The organism is Vibrio sp. D420a, assembly GCF_030248625.1.
In the GTDB taxonomy this organism is placed as follows: domain Bacteria; phylum Pseudomonadota; class Gammaproteobacteria; order Enterobacterales; family Vibrionaceae; genus Vibrio; species Vibrio fortis_A.
On sequence record NZ_JAHGAN010000005.1, the window covers coordinates 79,570 to 96,184 of the forward strand.

General features: G+C 44.7%; 13 protein-coding genes. 8 read left to right on the forward strand and 5 right to left on the reverse strand.

Translation table 11 applies throughout. From position 1 onward, the window contains the following. Nucleotides 1–36 precede the first annotated feature (36 nt). Nucleotides 37–1,044, forward strand: a complete 1,008-nt coding sequence (locus KI743_RS05875; RefSeq protein WP_285465547.1) for an AraC family transcriptional regulator — start codon at nucleotides 37–39, stop codon at nucleotides 1,042–1,044. A gap of 12 nt (nucleotides 1,045–1,056) precedes the next feature. On the opposite strand, the gene KI743_RS05880 is transcribed toward KI743_RS05875, so the two are convergent. Then, on the reverse strand, nucleotides 1,057–1,737 hold the full coding sequence (locus KI743_RS05880) for a pyridoxamine 5'-phosphate oxidase family protein (protein WP_285465548.1): 681 nt from the start codon (nucleotides 1,735–1,737) through the stop codon (nucleotides 1,057–1,059). Between the two features lie 90 nt (nucleotides 1,738–1,827). Between KI743_RS05880 and KI743_RS05885 the strand changes: the two genes are divergently transcribed. Next, nucleotides 1,828–3,273 carry a PLP-dependent aminotransferase family protein gene (locus tag KI743_RS05885; protein WP_285465549.1) on the forward strand — a complete coding sequence of 482 codons (1,446 nt, stop codon included), beginning with the start codon at nucleotides 1,828–1,830 and terminating at the stop codon, nucleotides 3,271–3,273. A 36-nt stretch (nucleotides 3,274–3,309) separates the two neighbouring features. Here the strand turns inward: KI743_RS05885 and yjeH are convergent, their stop codons facing one another. Continuing rightward, nucleotides 3,310–4,569, reverse strand: coding sequence for an L-methionine/branched-chain amino acid transporter (yjeH, locus tag KI743_RS05890; protein ID WP_285465550.1), 1,260 nt, complete (start codon nucleotides 4,567–4,569; stop codon nucleotides 3,310–3,312). Between the two features lie 238 nt (nucleotides 4,570–4,807). Here yjeH and KI743_RS05895 point away from each other — a divergent pair, with 238 nt between their 5' ends. From KI743_RS05895 to KI743_RS05905, 3 genes are all read left to right on the forward strand, one after another. After that, nucleotides 4,808–5,254, forward strand: coding sequence for an Lrp/AsnC family transcriptional regulator (locus KI743_RS05895; protein WP_285465551.1), 447 nt, complete (start codon nucleotides 4,808–4,810; stop codon nucleotides 5,252–5,254). Between the two features lie 7 nt (nucleotides 5,255–5,261). Continuing rightward, nucleotides 5,262–6,209, forward strand: coding sequence for a LysR family transcriptional regulator (locus KI743_RS05900; protein ID WP_285465552.1), 948 nt, complete (start codon nucleotides 5,262–5,264; stop codon nucleotides 6,207–6,209). 87 nt (nucleotides 6,210–6,296) lie between these two features. Next, nucleotides 6,297–6,911 (forward strand): LysE family translocator, encoded by a 615-nt coding sequence (locus KI743_RS05905; protein ID WP_032550234.1) that lies wholly within the window; start codon nucleotides 6,297–6,299, stop codon nucleotides 6,909–6,911. 81 nt (nucleotides 6,912–6,992) lie between these two features. On the opposite strand, the gene KI743_RS05910 is transcribed toward KI743_RS05905, so the two are convergent. Further along, on the reverse strand, nucleotides 6,993–8,174 hold the full coding sequence (locus KI743_RS05910; RefSeq protein WP_285465553.1) for a carboxylesterase: 1,182 nt from the start codon (nucleotides 8,172–8,174) through the stop codon (nucleotides 6,993–6,995). A gap of 91 nt (nucleotides 8,175–8,265) precedes the next feature. Beyond that, complete coding sequence (locus tag KI743_RS05915; protein ID WP_285465554.1) at nucleotides 8,266–8,496, reverse strand: hypothetical protein; 231 nt, start codon at nucleotides 8,494–8,496, stop codon at nucleotides 8,266–8,268. A 279-nt stretch (nucleotides 8,497–8,775) separates the two neighbouring features. On the opposite strand from KI743_RS05915, the gene hcp reads away from it, so the two are divergent. Both hcp and KI743_RS05925 read left to right on the forward strand, forming a co-directional pair. Next, on the forward strand, nucleotides 8,776–10,437 hold the full coding sequence (gene hcp / locus KI743_RS05920; protein WP_285465555.1) for a hydroxylamine reductase: 1,662 nt from the start codon (nucleotides 8,776–8,778) through the stop codon (nucleotides 10,435–10,437). A 94-nt stretch (nucleotides 10,438–10,531) separates the two neighbouring features. Then, nucleotides 10,532–11,581 (forward strand): hybrid-cluster NAD(P)-dependent oxidoreductase, encoded by a 1,050-nt coding sequence (locus KI743_RS05925; RefSeq protein ID WP_285465556.1) that lies wholly within the window; start codon nucleotides 10,532–10,534, stop codon nucleotides 11,579–11,581. Nucleotides 11,582–11,783: 202 nt separating this feature from the next. On the opposite strand, the gene KI743_RS05930 is transcribed toward KI743_RS05925, so the two are convergent. Then, a complete protein-coding gene (locus KI743_RS05930) occupies nucleotides 11,784–13,220 on the reverse strand; it encodes a glyceraldehyde-3-phosphate dehydrogenase (RefSeq protein WP_032550240.1) in 1,437 nt (478 codons plus the stop codon). A 792-nt stretch (nucleotides 13,221–14,012) separates the two neighbouring features. On the opposite strand from KI743_RS05930, the gene KI743_RS05935 reads away from it, so the two are divergent. Then, complete coding sequence (locus tag KI743_RS05935) at nucleotides 14,013–16,580, forward strand: ATP-binding protein (protein WP_285465557.1); 2,568 nt, start codon at nucleotides 14,013–14,015, stop codon at nucleotides 16,578–16,580. Nucleotides 16,581–16,615: the final 35 nt, after the last annotated feature.

The following is a 16,615-nucleotide window of genomic DNA, read 5'->3' on the forward strand; positions in this document are numbered from 1 at the left end:
AAAATTGTTTCGTTTCTATGATGAATGGGTGGTTTTGTGCATAACGTTAACTTTTTGCGGGCTCTGGGTATTTTTAGTATTTATCAGCAAGTCGCGGCTAATGAGATGGCAAACATTGAGAGTTTGGGTATTCCAAGGTCGGTGTTTGATAACCCGATGAACTTGATACCTGTGACAGAAGTTGACGAGTGGTATCAGAACCTAGAGCAGCAGACACACAACCCAGACATCATTTTGCAGATAGGGCAAAAAGTTGATATTGAGAAAGCGGGACCATTAGCGAACTGGTTCTTCTCTGGGCATGATCTCGCTTCTACCATTCGCAGAGTAAACTTAAGCCTCCATTGCTTGCAGTCTGGTGCGTATCTCTATGGTGCGGAAGTAGGGCCGCTGATTAAATGGTGTTATGAGAACCCGGCGTATAGTGCGAAAGGTAAGGTTCACGACTCCATTCGGGTCGCTATTTTCATGACTAAGATATTGCGAATGTATCTTGGTGAAGACTTCAAACCTGCTGCGGTGTGTATTGCTGGCCATCGTAAAAATGTAGAGATTTACCAAGCGTACTTTGATTGCCCAATTCAATGGGGACAACCGAGGACTGAGGTGTGGTTGCCGAGTAATCTTAGGCTATCCGTTAACCAAGTTCGATCTGCTGGGCGTGCCAACCTAGCAATGAATTACCATGATTTGGACAACTACCTAAATATGCCCGATGCAGAAGATGAGCATAAGGTGATATACGAGATGATCAATTACAGCCGACATTTTGGTTTGCCAACGCTTGCCAAAGTTTCTTCTTTGCTTGGGTTATCGGAGCAGCAATTTCAGAGGCGACTGCATCGTCTTGGAGTTACATTCTCAACCATTACGGGTTACGCGTTGAGTAACGTGGCGGTTGAGTTATTGCGTTATTCCACGCCTATCGATGAGATCGCGACACGCCTTGGTTATACCAATACGGCGAGCTTCAACCGTATGTTTAAGAAACATAGAGGTTTAACACCTAAGCAGTATCGCGATCGTTTTCAGGCTCACTTCTAAGCGGCTTCAATGCTAAGCATTGTTGTTACTTTTTGGCGTATTACTCCAACGCGAACCGTAGGCTGCAGAATAGTCCGGTAAATCAATCTTACCTTCCAATTCAGGCACGGTTTCGAGTGGACCTACGACCGTTCTGTAAGGTAGCACTCCCGCCCACACAGGAATTTCGAGGTCAGACTCATCGTCGTTCACGCCGTGCTTACCGATTTTAACTGAAGCCTCGGTTAACGGAATGGCCAGCAGCTCTGTGGCTGCTAACTCTCTTGGGCTACTCAGACGCACTTCTTTTGTTCTACCTGGTGCTATCTGCTCAATGAAATGATTGAGCAGTCGGTCTTTCTCGTCGGCGTCGTCAATGGTCTCAAATGAACCAAATACCACTGCAGAACGATAGTGAGCACTGTGGTGAAAAGCTGAACGCGCTAACACCCAGCCGTCAAACAGAGTGAAAGTAAGGCAAGTCTGAGCACCTTTCTTTAATCCTTTAAGTAGGCGACTGTTTTTAGCGCCGTGGATATAAACATGGTTATCGACACGCCACGCTAGCATAGGGATGACCACCGGACCTTGCTCTCCCTCTAAGGCGATATGGGCAATAAGGCTTTCATCAATGATGTCGTATAGCTTTTGTTGTTCAAACTCCGCTTTGTGGGTTCCTTTCTTAATCGTTGTTCTGTTGGTTCTCGATAACATAATGACATCTCCATGATTGCTTTTTACTCAATCTAACGGTTAACTGGATACATAAATAGAGCCACTTTTGAAGAGTGTTTGGATCCAGTTATGCAGCCAATTGATATCGGAGACCTGTCATTAGATCTCAGTAAAACGACACGTCAGAACGCCTTGTTTCACGCTATCCGAGAAAAGATTGTGCGTGGGTTTTGGAGTAAAGGGAATAAGCTTCCTTCTACACGCAAGCTAGCTCTGGAGCTTGATGTCAGCCGGAATACAGTGATTTTCGCTTACGAACAGTTAGTGAGTGAGGGTTACATAGAAAGCCGCAAAGGAGCGGGCTATTTTGTTTCGATAGAACAGCCCGAATACTATTTAGGGGCTTCAGAAGCTCAATCGGAAACGGTAGGCAAAGAACCTAATGATGTGAATGGAAAAGCGCCTTTTGATGTGAATCAGGGCTTTGCGCCCGGCGTTCCCGATCTCCAAGCTTTCCCATTCGCTAAATGGCAGCGCATACTGCAGCGGCATGTGACGCGGTTAAACCTTGCAGGAAATCAGCAGGTTCAAGGGTCTATTGCGCTTCGAGAAGCCTTGAGTCATTACTTGGCGAGTAGTCGATCTGTTCATTGTGATTCTAGTCGAATCATTATTACGGTTGGTGCACAACAGGCGCTCTCAATAGCGTTGATGGCGACGCTTAAGGCGGGAGATGAAGTCTTGATGGAGGAGCCCGGGTACCGTCAGGTTCATAAGATCATCGATCTTTTACAACTCCAAATGCAGCCTGTTCCTGTGCGTGAGAAGCAAGGACTGTGTTTAGATAAAGTACTGGCGAGTCAAGCTCACGCGCTCTATGTCACGCCAAGTAATCAATATCCAATGGGTACGACGCTTACTACGGAGCAGAGGCTCAAGATCATTAATTGGGCAAAACAGAGACAGGCTTGGATCATTGAGGATGACTACGATAGTGAATTTCAGTTTGCTCATCGCCCATACACCAGCATGCAAGGGTTAGCGGGTAAGCTAGAGCAAGACGAACGGGTGATCTACGTAGGCTCACTCAGTAAGGTGATGTTCAACGGTTTGAGAATTGGCTACATGGTAGTACCTAAACAGTTGGTACCTCGTTGTTTAGAAATCAAAGACGCTATTACTGGCGACTCACCCACGCATACTCAGGAAGCGTTGGCGGATTTTATTAATGAAGGTGACCTGTTAAGGCACATTAGAAAAATGCGACGTCTATACAAGCAGAAGCATGAAGCGATGCTAACAGCATTAGAGCGTGAGTTCGGCCAGGATCTTGAAGTGATAAGCCAAGCGGCCGGATTGCATGTGACGGTGAAGTGGTATGGCGGGATTTCAGAACAAGATTGGAGTGAAAGGGCAGAGCGAGAAAACATTGTCGTGCGTCCGTTTAGTTTTTACGAATACACGAAAAACAGTAGCCGTAATTGGCGTGCCGTAGTTCTGGGCTTTGGAAACATTCCTTTGGAACAAATACCTCAGAAAATGCGCGCCATTGCTCAAGTTTTTTATCGTGAGTAATGGCGCAAAAAGTATCTCATTGTGAGGCGTAGGTGATTATTCCAGTGAAACGCGAGGTCGACCCAGCCAACGACGCCAAGGTAGCAGCAAGGCAGCAAACACGATGCATGCATAGAGCATTGACCAACTTAAGCAGATGAAGACTAAGGTACACAATAGCAGCGACAGCATTGCAATATATTGACCTGAACCTGACAGCAAGCGACAGGCTGCGAGCATCGCCAATAGGTACACTAACACAAAGATCCCGTTGGCAAGCTTGAGGAAAAACTCAAGATCTAATGAAGATAGTTCACCAATCACGCAAGACAGTAGTGCTACAACACCGATAGCAATCGTTGGGTAAAGTGGTGCCCCCCGTGTATTGAGCTGAGCCATTTTACCACTTGGATTGTGTTGACGAGCTTGAGCCCAAATCATGCGTGATAGGCTCTGCGTGTATAGGTTGAGACTTGCAAAGCAGGCAAAGAAGCCGAGCATGCTGATCACGGTTTTGAAGCCTGCACCAAATAGTTGTTCTGTGACCCATGGAATTGCTGTCGCATCAAATTCAGCGGAACCATACGCGCCCAATTTTAAAATCACCACTGAGCAAGCCCAGTAAACCAATCCCGCTACAAAGCAACCTGCGATGATAGCGATGGGAAAGTCTCGTTGCGGGTTCTTAAATTCTTCCCCCATGTGTGCGAATGCTTCAATACCAACAAAACACCAAAACATCACAGCCAAAGCAGAGCCGATTGCCCACATTGAACTTGAATCGACACTTGGAATCGCGACGTCAGCCATCCCGATATCTGCTTTCCAAATAAAAGCGCCGACGAGCGCGAGAATAGAGAGCGCAATGATAGTTTGCAGCCGACCTGAAGACTTGCTGCCTAAAAGATTCACAATGATCAGCAGTACGACAGTTAAAAACTGGGCACTGAGTGGTGCGTTTAGAGGCGCCGGAAGTAACTGCTGAGCAAATCCGCCAGCTAGAGCGATCGCCGCAGGGATGCCAACAGGAATCACACTTACAAATAGCCAAGCTACTGCCGTCTCCATACGTTGCCCAAATGCTTGGCGCACAAAATAGGCTGTACCGCCGGCATTGGGGTAGTGTTTTCCAAGAGCTGCGAAAGTGAGAGCAATTGGACAAATAGCAATGAACAGCAGCAACCAAGCTAATAACGATAATTGTCCTGCGATACCTGCGGCTATTGCGGGAATCATAAATAACCCAGTCCCTAGTAGGGTGGTAGAAAGCTGCCCTATACCGGAAAGCAGGGTGATTTCTTGCTTGAGTTGTGTCATTCGCCGTCCTTGAAGATTTTATCGTGGCTGGAGTGTTTTAAGGAATTCGCCAGCGCTATGTTTTATTGCAAAAGCATACTCCGTCATTACTTAGATTGCAGCTAGCGAAACGTCGTAACTTGGTGTCATTTTAACGGTGTTTTGTTTTTTAGAAGTGAAAGTGTCGGCTGTTCTAACGTTGAAATTTGTGTCAAATTAGGAAGTTGAAATAACTAGAACAATGGAAGTCGTGAGCACAATGGATAAATTTGATCGTCAAATCGTCGATATTCTAAAAAATGATGGGCGCTGCTCGGTCAGTGATATTGCCAGAGAAGTAAATCTATCGCGCTCGGCGGTCAATGCAAGAATGAAGAAACTTGAGAATGACCAAGTCATTCAAGGCTATTATGCGCGAGTCGCAGATTCGAATGCGTCGAAGAATGTATGCGCTTATATCTCGTTAAAGTTCGATCTCTCAAATAGTGACCACAGCTGCGAATCGTATGCACAGTCAATCTATCGAATTGATGGCGTTCAGTGGTGTCATTCTATTAGTGGTGAGACAGATATGATGCTCTATGTAGAAGTTGAAAGTATGGAACATCTCAATCGAATCAGAGATCAGCTGCACAACTATGCTGACCTACGCCAGCTGATGACGCACACGGTGCTCACTGAATTCTTCAATAAGCAAACTCAGTAAGGCTCTCATGTTAGGCAATATTAATCTTAATCTGCTGCGTTCACTGCATGTGTTGCTTGAAGAGTGCCATGTTAGTCGTGCTGCGGAGCGACTGCATATCACTCAATCTGCGGTCAGTCGCCAGCTCTCCCAATTGAGAGATCTGTGTAATGACCCGTTATTGGTCAGAGACGGCAATAAACTCATTCCGACTTCACGTGCTTTGCTACTTAAAGATAAATTGGACGCGCTGCTAGGGGAATTTGACCACCTTCTTGATGATCAGCCTTTTGATCCTAAAGAGTGGAAAGGGGAGTTAGTACTGGCGTCGAGTGATTATGTTGCTCAGTACATCTTGCCCAACATTGTTGCCGACGTTTCTGAGGTCGCGCCGCATATCAATCTCGCCTATCGGTTGTGGGATCCCAGTTACCTTGAATGCCTTCATGATATGGGGATTCACTTAGCATCTAGCATGTTTCCAACTAAACCAGAGCATGTATCAAGCATGAAGTTGGGTGAAGACAAATCGGTATGCCTGATGCGAAGCTCGCACCCTTTAGCACGACAAGAAACATTGAGCATCGATGATCTCGTTAATTTTGCGCATATTAAAGTGACGGGAGGCGGAGATAAAGACACTCAGGCTGACATCGCTTTAAAGCAGCTAGGGTACTCCCGAAGAGTGGCTTTGAAAGTACCGTTTTTCTCGGCGGCGTGTAACGTGCTAAACCAAGATGACTACCTGATGATTGTGCCCGAGCATATTGCTTACAACTTAGCTCGTCATCAATCATTGACCTACCGCTCATTGCCCTTTGAAACTGATAGCCATACCTACTGGCTGATGTGGCATCCTAAGTTTGATAATGATTCTGCTCACAAGTGGGTACGTGAGAAGGCGTATCTTGCTATGCAGAAATCCAGTTACAATATCAGTATGATTTCAAATCATAGCAATGATGATTATCTTTGATTTCAATTTATAGCTTGTTCAAATTAAGGTGACAACATAGTCAGCGAGGATAGTCTGCTCGCAGTAATTGAGTGTAGGAATGGAATAATGACAATAACGATTTGGTTTTCTTTATTAGCAATCTGCTTGTTGGGCGCGATGTCACCGGGGCCAAGCTTAGCAATGATTGCAAAACACAGCCTAGCTGGTGGACGAATGAATGGTCTTATCGCGGCTTGGGCACATGCGGCAGGGATCGGTATCTATGCGTTTGCCACTATTATCGGTTTGGCGGTCGTGTTAGAACAGTCGCCAATGCTATTTAAAGGCATTAGCTTAGCGGGTGCCGCTTACTTGGCGTATCTAGGTGTTAACGCGCTGCGATCAAAAGGTGGTGTGGCGGCAAAATTAGAAGGTGGTGAGCCTGTCACGTACATGCAGTCTGCTCGTGAAGCCTTTCTTATCTCAATTCTTAGCCCAAAGATCGCGCTGTTCTTTATCGCTCTGTTCAGTCAGTTTGTCGCTTTAGGCAATGAGCTGATGAACAAGGTAATCATCGTATCGACACCGTTGATTGTGGATGGCCTATGGTACACCTTCATTACACTGGTATTGTCGAGCCCGATTATTGTTGATCGTATCCGTTCGCAAGCCCAGTTGATAGATAGGCTATCGGGTGTGGTATTGATTCTATTGGCTGCACGTGTGGTATGGACAATCTAGAAAAGACGCTTTAGAACGCAAACAAAGGCTCATCATGTATTGTGGTGAGCCTTTTTTTGAGCATGGTAACTGGCTATGAGCTTACTTTGAGTTTGCCATAACAGTGCCAGACGCCATCATCTCACTAAGTTTGTGCATGTTATCTTCAAAGTATGGGTTGAAGGTTAAGCGAGCGTGATTTTTGTCCGGCTCTTGATAACCCCAAGCGGAATACCATGTTTCCTCTCCAGCTTGGCACTCCTCTTCTAGTCCTTCAACTTGACCATTGGAGCATATCTTCTCGCTACCGTTTACTCCGTAATAAGGGTTCTGTGGAGAGAACAGTAGCCCCATATGAGAGCCATTAGAGATGCGTTGCTCTGGTAGCTTCATACTATAACGTACCGCTCTTGGATCGCTTAACTCTTGCTCCCCTTGCCAAATCATCACGTTGCTTGGATTTGGCATCGATTGGCTAAAGGCATTTTCCACATATTGCGTGTCAATCACGCTGTCGCCTTCGCTCATCAATACAAATACCGGCTTGTCGTATTGTCCTTGCTGGAGATCGTTGCGCACAATCTCAGAGGTTTGGTAGTAGACCGATGCTCCATTCATTGGTAACGAGTTGTAGCGCAGCATATTGTCTTCAGGATCTTGATCGGCCCATGTGACAAAGTAGCTTGCGAGCTCTGCAAACTGCACGGCTGAAGAGTTCGGTTGAAACGCTGGAGAGAACAGCAGTAGACCGGAAATCGTATCGTCTTTCATCGCTTGTGAGGTAACTAGGTTGGCACCTGTTGAGTAACCTCCTAGCCACACCGAATCATACTCCTGTTGAAGCAGCTTGGTGTGATGAGCCACAACCCCTTGCCAGTCCTCTAAACTAGGCAACATTAAATCTGCAACACGGCTCCCGTGACCTGGTAGCAGTACAGTTCGCACCAGATAGCCTTGTTGAGCAAGGTAAGTCGCGACGTCGTGGAATGAGTACGGAGAATCGCCGAGTCCATGCACAAGGAGAACTGCTTCGCCGTTTGGTTGATCTGGTTGATATTCGGTTGGAGAGTTTAACTCAATCTCTTTTTGGTGGTCTTCTGAGACAAAGATACGGTGAGAAGCTAGCCATTGCTGTGTTTCTTTTTGGTAGCGATCAAAGCTATCTTGCTGATAAGCAGGGAGCTCACCAGATGCTTGATATGCGGGAATGACAGGTTCATGGGAGCAACCATATGTGCCCATTAATGTTAGCGTAAGCAAGCTTAATGTGATGATTTTCTTCATGTTGGGTTTACTAATCTATTTCTTTTATGTTGCTTGTCGAACAGTGGGCGCTGTGCCCACTGTGTTGCGCTAGTGCTAACTCATCTGTGGCTTATCGTTTGTTCGACAAGTCTTCGTATTCGCCTTCAATCACACCAGCATCTCGATTCGCTGAGTAGTGATTACTCATACGTGATGTAAAGCCTTGTTGGCTCATTTGCTTCTGAATTTTTTTCCCTGTGATTAGGGCAGCAATCGTTAGAGGGATAGCAAGCAGCAAGCTGGTAAATAGTGCGATAAGACCAGTGAAGAGCGCTGCAACAGTAACTAAGATATTTTTCATAATTCATTTCCTCTTTTTCTATGTTGTCACTCTAACAAAGCTTTTCTGAACGAAACATGAACGGTGTTCAAAAAAATCTTTGAAAGTCATATTGACCTAGGTGTGTTTAATTTTAGTCGTCTTTTGTAGTCATAAATACGCACTAAAAATATGGCTATGTAGCTTTTCTATTATAAAACAATGAGTTAAAAGTTGGCATGGAAGGTGCTCTAGGGAGTAGGAAAAATAAATCATTGTGAGCCAAGAACTTACAACAAACGACTATTACTGGAGCCCAATATGTTCTGTATTCAATGTGAACAAACTATTCAAACGCCAACCGTTAAAGGCTGCTCATTCGCACAAGGTATGTGTGGTAAAACTTCTGAAGTTTCTGATTTACAAGACGTGTTGGTGTACTCACTGCAAGGGGTTTCTTTTTGGGCCAACTTGGGCCGCGCTTGCAACGTCATTGATACGGAAATCGATGAGTGGGCACCAAAAGCGTTTTTCGCGACATTAACTAACGTAAACTTTGACCCTGAGCGAATCATTGAATTTGCTCAACAGTCACACGAATACAAGCAGCGTTTAGAGCAACAAGTTCGTGCTGCTGCGCTGGTGGTTGGTTTTGAAATTCCGGCACTGTCACCAGCTGCTCAATTTGATCTTCCAACAGATAGCACTCAGTTACTTGCTCTTGCACCACAAGCTGCTGTTAACCGTGGACACGATTCTCAACACGAAGACGTAATCGGTCTACGTCTGCTTTGTCTATACGGCTTGAAGGGTGCAGCAGCATACATGGAGCACGCACGTGTTCTTGGTCAAACAAACCAAGATATTCACGCTGAATACCACCAAATCATGGCGTTCTTGGGGACTGATCCTACGGATCTGAAACAGCTGCTTGATACATCAATGCAGATCGGTCTGATGAACTACAAAGTCATGGAGATGTTGGACAAAGGCGAGACGGATACCTTTGGTCACCCACAACCAACGGCTGTGAATGTTAAAACGAAGAAAGGTCACTGCATTCTTGTTTCTGGTCACGACCTACATGACCTAGAAAAGATCCTGCAACAGACAGAAGGTAAGGGCATTAATGTCTACACCAACGGCGAAATGCTTCCAGCTCATGGTTACCCTGAACTAAGCAAATACCCACACTTAGCAGGTAACTACGGTAGCGCATGGCAAAATCAACAAAAAGAGTTTGCTAACTTCCCTGGTGCGATTGTGATGACGTCTAACTGCCTACTTAACCCAGATGTTGGTGCGTACGCTGATCGTCTATTTACACGTAGCATCGTAGGCTGGCCGGGTGTTGCTCATCTTGAAGGTGATGACTTCAGCGCAGTTATCGATTGTGCACTAGCACAAGAGGGCTTTAAACACGACGAGATCGAACAGATGATCACTGTAGGCTTTGGTCGCAATGCACTTATGGAAGCGGCTCCAGCAGTGGTTGAGCAAGTAAAAGAAGGTAACATCAAACACTTCTTCTTAGTGGGTGGCTGTGATGGTGATAAAGTTGAGCGTAGCTACTACACAGACTTTACTGCTCAAGCGCCTGACGATTCAGTTATCCTGACTTTGGCTTGTGGTAAGTTCCGTTTCAACAAGAACCAGTTTGGTGACATTAACGGTATTCCACGTCTTCTCGATGTTGGTCAATGTAATGACGCATACTCTGCAATCCAGCTTGCCCTAGCATTGTCGCAAGAGTTTGATTGTGGGATCAACGAGCTTCCATTAACTCTAGTCCTTTCTTGGTTTGAGCAAAAAGCAATTGTTATCTTACTGACCCTGTTCGCACTGGGTGTGAAAGGTATTTATACAGGCCCAACTGCACCTGCGTTCCTAACTGAGAATCTACTGAAAATCATTCAAGACGAGTTCGACATGCGTGCTATTTCTACGCCTGAGCAAGATCTTAAAACAATCCTAGCGGCTTAATCTCGCTAACCAAGCCTCGTGCCTAATAGACTGAGTCTATTTAAGGCTCGAGGCTTTTGTCGTTCATCCCAAATTATAAAAAGTGAGTATAACTATGTACGCTTGGTCTGATAGCGATTCAATCTCTTTGGTTTGTCTTAAAAAATGGCATGAAACGCCTGATACGGTTAGCTTTGAGCTGGGCTCAATTCCGCAAGATCTCCATTTCAACTTCAAGCCGGGTCAATTCATCACTCTAGGCTTGAACATGCCACAGAAAATGGATTATCGAGCTTATTCGATTGCCTCAGATACGGATGACAACCGTTTGAAGCTGACAGTAAAACGTGTCGATGGCGGGTTAGTGTCAAACTTTATTGTGGATGAACTGGACGAAGGTGATGAAGTCACGGTACTCAAGCCAGCGGGTGAGTTTAACTGCATTGATTGCAAGCCGAGCACTACTAAGAAGGTTACTTTGGTGAGTGCTGGCTGCGGTATTACGCCGGTGATCTCGATGGTGAAGTACTGGTTAAAACATGATCCTGCTATTGAAATTGATTTCATCCACATGGCACGCAGCAAGCAAGAAACTATCTATTTTGAAGAGCTTAATCAGTTGGATGAAATGCATTCGAATTTCAACCTCAAGCTATTATTGAAAGACAACCAAGGGACCACAGCACCTCAAGGGCGTTTAGATAAGAGTTGGTTGGTTCGTCTGTCTCCTGACATTCTAGAAAGAACCGTGTACTTATGCGGTCCAGTTGGCTTTATGGAAGATGTTGAGCGTTATCTGACTGAGCTGGAATTTAACATGGCTAACTTCTACCAAGAGAGCTTCACTCCAACTTCAAAAATGGATACAGATAATCAAGCAGAAAGCGTTGAAGCGCGCGGATCTGTTGAAGTATTTGTGCCTGCGTTTGGTGCGAAAGTTGAAGCAGATCTAGGAACTCCGTTAGCTGACTCACTAGAGAAAGCGGGCGTTCCGATCATCATTGCATGTCGTAGTGGTATTTGTGGTTCATGTAAATGCAAAGTGACCAAAGGCAACGTCAGTTCCAGCAGCCAAGAAACTCTTACCCCAGAAGAGATCGAGCAAGGTTACGTGCTGGCATGTTCAAGCACCATTGATAGTGAGCTTGAAGTCGAACTTGGGTAGTTGGCTGTTTTATCTGCTTTACGCATTCAATGAGATGAATTACTAGAACGAAAAAGGCCACTTAGTTCGGTTAGAGAGAGCAGAACCAAGTGGCAACTTTCCAAGAATTGACCGTAAAGTACTCAAGGAAAGGGGGGAGCGAAGCTCATACGAACTTCGCCTATATGATTATTATGTTGTGGAGCTTGTAGTACCTAGAGGATTAAACCGCTGGGTAAGTTTTGTAGCGTACGCCCATCATCTGTTCCATACAGTGAACCACTTGGCAGCTGTATCCGAACTCATTGTCGTACCAGATGTATAGAACAGCGCGGTTGTCTTGCGCAATAGTTGCAACACCGTCAACAACGCCTGGGTGGCGAGAGCCGACTAGGTCAGTAGAAACAACTTCTGTCGAATCTGTGTAGTCGATCTGCGCTGAAAGCGGAGAAGATAACGCCATTTCACGTAGGTACGTGTTTAGCTCTTCTTTTGTTGTCCCCGTCTCAAGGTTTAGGTTTGCTACGGCCATTGACACGTTTGGTGTCGGTACGCGAATTGCGTTGCCTGTTAGCTTACCTGCCATCTCTGGCATTGCTTTCGCTACTGCTTTCGCTGCACCAGTTGATGTCAGAACCATGTTTAGTGAAGCCGCACGGCCACGACGATCGCCTGAGTGGAAGTTATCAATCAGGTTCTGGTCGTTTGTGAATGAGTGAACAGTTTCGATGTGACCCGATGTTACGCCAAACTTGTCGTGTACTGCTTTAAGTACAGGAGTGATTGCGTTAGTCGTACAGCTTGCTGCAGAGATAATGGTATCTTCTGGTTTGATAACGTCTTCGTTAACACCAAATACAACGTTCTTGATGTCGCCTTTACCTGGAGCAGTAAGAAGTACTTTGCTCGCACCGTTACAAGCAACGTGCTGACCTAGGCCTTCAGCGTCACGCCATACACCAGTGTTATCAACAACCAGTGCGTTATCAATACCGTAAGCTGTGTAGTCAACGTCTTCTGGCTTGTTCGCGTAGATAACTTGAATGAAGTTACCGTTAACAATGATCGCTTTGCGCTCGTTATCAATAACGATGCTGCCGTTGAATTGACCGTGTACTGAGTCACGGCGCAATAGGCTTGCACGCTTCTCTAGATCACCATCTTTACCGCCACGAACCACGATAGCACGTAAACGAAGTGGGTAACCTGGGCCACTTTTCTCAACAAGAATACGAGTAAGTAGTCGACCGATACGACCGAAACCGTACAACACAACATCACGAGGCTTAGTCATCGCTTCGCCTTCTAGAGACTCAATAAGAGCCGTTTGAAGGAAGTCATCCATTGCCGTTACATCATCATGGTTTTCCCAGTATTGATGCGCTAGGCGACCAACATCAACACGGCATGGAGACAAGCGCATTGATAGTAGGTGTTGAATGATTGGTTGTGTTTGTGAAGGGGTAAGCGGGGAGCCTGTGTAGTGCTTTGAAAGTCGGTGAGCTTTGATGATGTCAATAGTTGTTGCGTTAACTAGAGTCTTTCCGAAAAGAATGACTTCAACGCCTTTTTGACGGTATAGCTGACCAAGAGTTGGGGCGATAGATTCAGCAATAGTTTGACTAGTTTGCCAGTCTAGGAGGTGCTTTTCAGGGCTCATCTTTACTTGGGACCTTTCACGTTAAGTTTTGCAGGCTTGGCGAGTGTAGGGTGCTTACCTGCTTGGGGGATAAACCGTTGTGCTGTGATCTTAAATTGTCACTTTTAATGGCACGAATAGGCTTGTATTTAAGTTGTAATTTTTATGTGGCGGGATTGTAAGGTACGGTCTGTTATTCTGCTAGTAAAATTAAATCTAGCTATATTGGCTAATATACCTAGAATTATTGGTTATAACTTCGAGTTTTGTGATATGCAACACTATTGACTTTATCGATTTGTAGTACTTATTTTTCGTCGAAAAATACTAAGATCAAAAACAAGATGCAAACGGTTGCTTTCTATGACTCTAAAATGTGATCTGAATTTGTAAATAAATGAAATGAGTTAACATTTTGATGAAAAAGCATCCACCTAAGTCTATTGCCTCTCTAAATCAGCCTATTTCTAATGATTTTTGGGAATTCAGAAAGAAAAATATTCGACTATTTTCCTACATAAATCAGTTCGTGGTGCCTTACCACTCTCAAATTTGATACTAACAATATTCACAATAGCAACCATAAGGGCGAGTAATTGCGATGAAATCTATGAATTTGAAATGATTTATAAAGCGTGAGCGAAGAATCAGTTAGCACAAGTTGCATATTTGATAAATTAAACGCCGTGAGTGTCCTATTATTAGAATTAGACTTGTGACATTGCTTTCAAGGAAGGGAGTGATTTAACGAAAATGATAAATATATCAATTAGGTGGCGGTTAATTTTGCTGTCCTCTATCTCGATTCTCTTTATGCTGGGTTTTACTATAAATGAAGCTTTAAAGAACCGAGAACAGGTAACGAACTTGGAGGCGACTCGAGTTAGGGTTGAAGCGCTTCAAGCTTTTAGTGCGTTGTCTGGCGATATATATCGTTTACTCCGATTGCCAAACTCTTCGCCAATTCGAGAGAGGGCTTATAATTCAGCCAACAAAGAGTTTGATCTTATCCTCCAATACAATAAGCAACTGGAAGGGCTATCTGCGCAATGGGATATTGCCGATTCCCTTCGAGATTTTAATCAAGTACTGGTAGAGCTCCAGCATCCCTCGCCAGCGCAAAGGCCCTACCTTGGGGTATTAGCATTTGATGTCTTGCAAGATATATTGGTTGAGTTAAATGATGTCGACATCTTTCTCGCTGATGACAGTATCAAAACAGAAGGTAAGATCTTCAGTGACCTTAATAACTTTGTGTTTTGGACGCAGAAGGAGGCTTGGTTCGGTTATAAACTGTACCTCTACCCAGAGCTAAGAGAGGACAGTCTCGATCATTACCTCAGTACCATTCATCGACAATCTCAATATCTGAATGCCTTTATTCGCAATAGCGACTCTTCCGCCCGACTCCGACAGCTCATCGATGTGTTTGCAAGTGAGGAGTATCAAGAGAGTATCGACTTTAGAGAACGAATATATAAGAGGCAGTTTGATTCGCAAGAGATCAAACATTATGTCTCTGGCTTAGAACAGAGACATATCGTGACACTGCAAGTAGTGGATAGCTATACCGCAGAGCTGCAAGGGCAGCTGGGTTCGCGCATTGAAGCGCAGAAGATCCGTACTACGTTGACAACGATGTTTGTGATTACGTTGGCGTCACTCGTCTTTTGGCTGACATCGACGACGTCTCTACGCTTAAATCGAAATCTATCCTACATTCTTGATGGCATGTCTGATCAAAATCGCGGTACTGGAGAGCATAAGCCCATTGAAACAGAAGGGCATGATGAGTTGACGCAATTTGCAGAAAAGATCAATGAGATCATGAGTGATAATCAACAACACTATCGAGATTTGGTTGAGGCAAAAGAAGACGCTATTTCAGCCAACCGGGCTAAGAGTGCCTTTTTGGCAAACATGTCCCATGAAATAAGAACGCCACTCAATGGTATTATCGGTATGGCTGAGATCCTTTCGCAAAGCCAACTGAATGCGAATCAACAAGAAGTCCTTTCAGATATTGAATCCTCCTCCCACACTCTTCTTGTATTGCTTAATGATATTCTTGATTTGTCTAAGATCGAATCGGGTAACTTGCTGCTATCTCCACAGGCCGCGGACTTACGTGAAGTTGTGTACGATTCGGTCAGTGTTATTTTGTCTAAAGCGATCAGTAAAAATGTTGAGCTAAACATCAATATCGATGCTAATACACCACATCAGTTGTTGTTTGATGAGCATAGGCTACGTCAGGTTTTAACTAATTTGCTGTCCAATGCGATTAAGTTTACTGACTCAGGTGCGATCAGTACGACCGTAACATATACACCAGGGTCTGAAACGCGCGGCATGGTTGAGTGTCAGGTTGCTGATACCGGAATTGGTATTGAAGAGAGTAAACTCGATTCTATATTTGAGCCTTTTACTCAAGAAGATGGCAGTATCACTCGCCAGTTTGGCGGTACCGGGTTGGGTTTGGCAATCTGTCGACAGTTAATCGATCTTATGGATGGCCGAATCGCGGCAATGTCAGTAAAAGGCGAAGGCTCAAAATTCATCTTCAGTTTTTATGTTGATACGGTAGAGAGTAAGCCGAAAACATTCGATAACTTGAAAAATGCGCTTATTGTTTCCAATGGCTTTAACTATGTTGCTCAGCTAAGCAGAGAGTGTGAACGTTTTGGCGTCCAATCTGAAGTGGTGCCTTCGATTAATGATATTTCGAACTCTCAGCTAGATTGCGACGTTTTGCTCTATTGTCATACGCTACATCAACAAATGGATCGGGATCTTGCCGCCTTGAAACAACGCTATCCACTTTCGAAAGTGATAGTTTGTCAGCATCACCTGTTTAAAACCAATCAGATTTCCGAGTCCGTACACTCGACACACACGGTACCATTCTTAGGAAAACGTTTTTCAAATAGCTTGTTGGCACTTGATAATGGCGTTACTCAATCGACTGATAGACCGACAAAATCGGAAGATGTGCATGAACTCAATCGCAGAATATTGATCGTTGAAGATAATTTAATGAATCAGAAAATAGCCAGTTTTTTCTTAGAAAAAGCAGGCTACGAGTACATCATTACTAGCAATGGCCAAGAAGCGGTGGATGTGGTCACTCAGGGGGAGCAGTTCGATGCAATACTCATGGATTGTATGATGCCGGTAATGGACGGTATCACTGCAACTCAGACGATTCGTGCTTGGGAGAAAGAGCAGGGTACTTCACCGCTGCCAATTATCGCATTGACGGCGAGCGTACTTGATGAAGACATCAAAGACTGCTTTGAGGCAGGCATGAACGCTTACCTTCCCAAGCCATACAAATCTCACCAGTTGTATGAGCTTTTCGATAGCTTGGGAATTGTTTAATCAATATCGATTTTTATTCGTTAATGACCGAGTCT

Bases quoted from the DNA above. Each gene is read 5' to 3' on its own strand.
- KI743_RS05880 (WP_285465548.1), bottom strand. From the start codon at position 1,737: ATGTTATCGAGAACCAACAGAACAACGATTAAGAAAGGAACCCACAAA.
- KI743_RS05885 (WP_285465549.1), top strand. From the start codon at position 1,828: ATGCAGCCAATTGATATCGGAGACCTGTCATTAGATCTCAGTAAAACG.
- yjeH (WP_285465550.1), bottom strand. From the start codon at position 4,569: ATGACACAACTCAAGCAAGAAATCACCCTGCTTTCCGGTATAGGGCAG.
- KI743_RS05895 (WP_285465551.1), top strand. From the start codon at position 4,808: ATGGATAAATTTGATCGTCAAATCGTCGATATTCTAAAAAATGATGGG.
- KI743_RS05900 (WP_285465552.1), top strand. From the start codon at position 5,262: ATGTTAGGCAATATTAATCTTAATCTGCTGCGTTCACTGCATGTGTTG.
- KI743_RS05905 (WP_032550234.1), top strand. From the start codon at position 6,297: ATGACAATAACGATTTGGTTTTCTTTATTAGCAATCTGCTTGTTGGGC.
- KI743_RS05910 (WP_285465553.1), bottom strand. From the start codon at position 8,174: ATGAAGAAAATCATCACATTAAGCTTGCTTACGCTAACATTAATGGGC.
- KI743_RS05915 (WP_285465554.1), bottom strand. From the start codon at position 8,496: ATGAAAAATATCTTAGTTACTGTTGCAGCGCTCTTCACTGGTCTTATC.
- hcp (WP_285465555.1), top strand. From the start codon at position 8,776: ATGTTCTGTATTCAATGTGAACAAACTATTCAAACGCCAACCGTTAAA.
- KI743_RS05925 (WP_285465556.1), top strand. From the start codon at position 10,532: ATGTACGCTTGGTCTGATAGCGATTCAATCTCTTTGGTTTGTCTTAAA.
- KI743_RS05930 (WP_032550240.1), bottom strand. From the start codon at position 13,220: ATGAGCCCTGAAAAGCACCTCCTAGACTGGCAAACTAGTCAAACTATT.
- KI743_RS05935 (WP_285465557.1), top strand. From the start codon at position 14,013: ATGCTGGGTTTTACTATAAATGAAGCTTTAAAGAACCGAGAACAGGTA.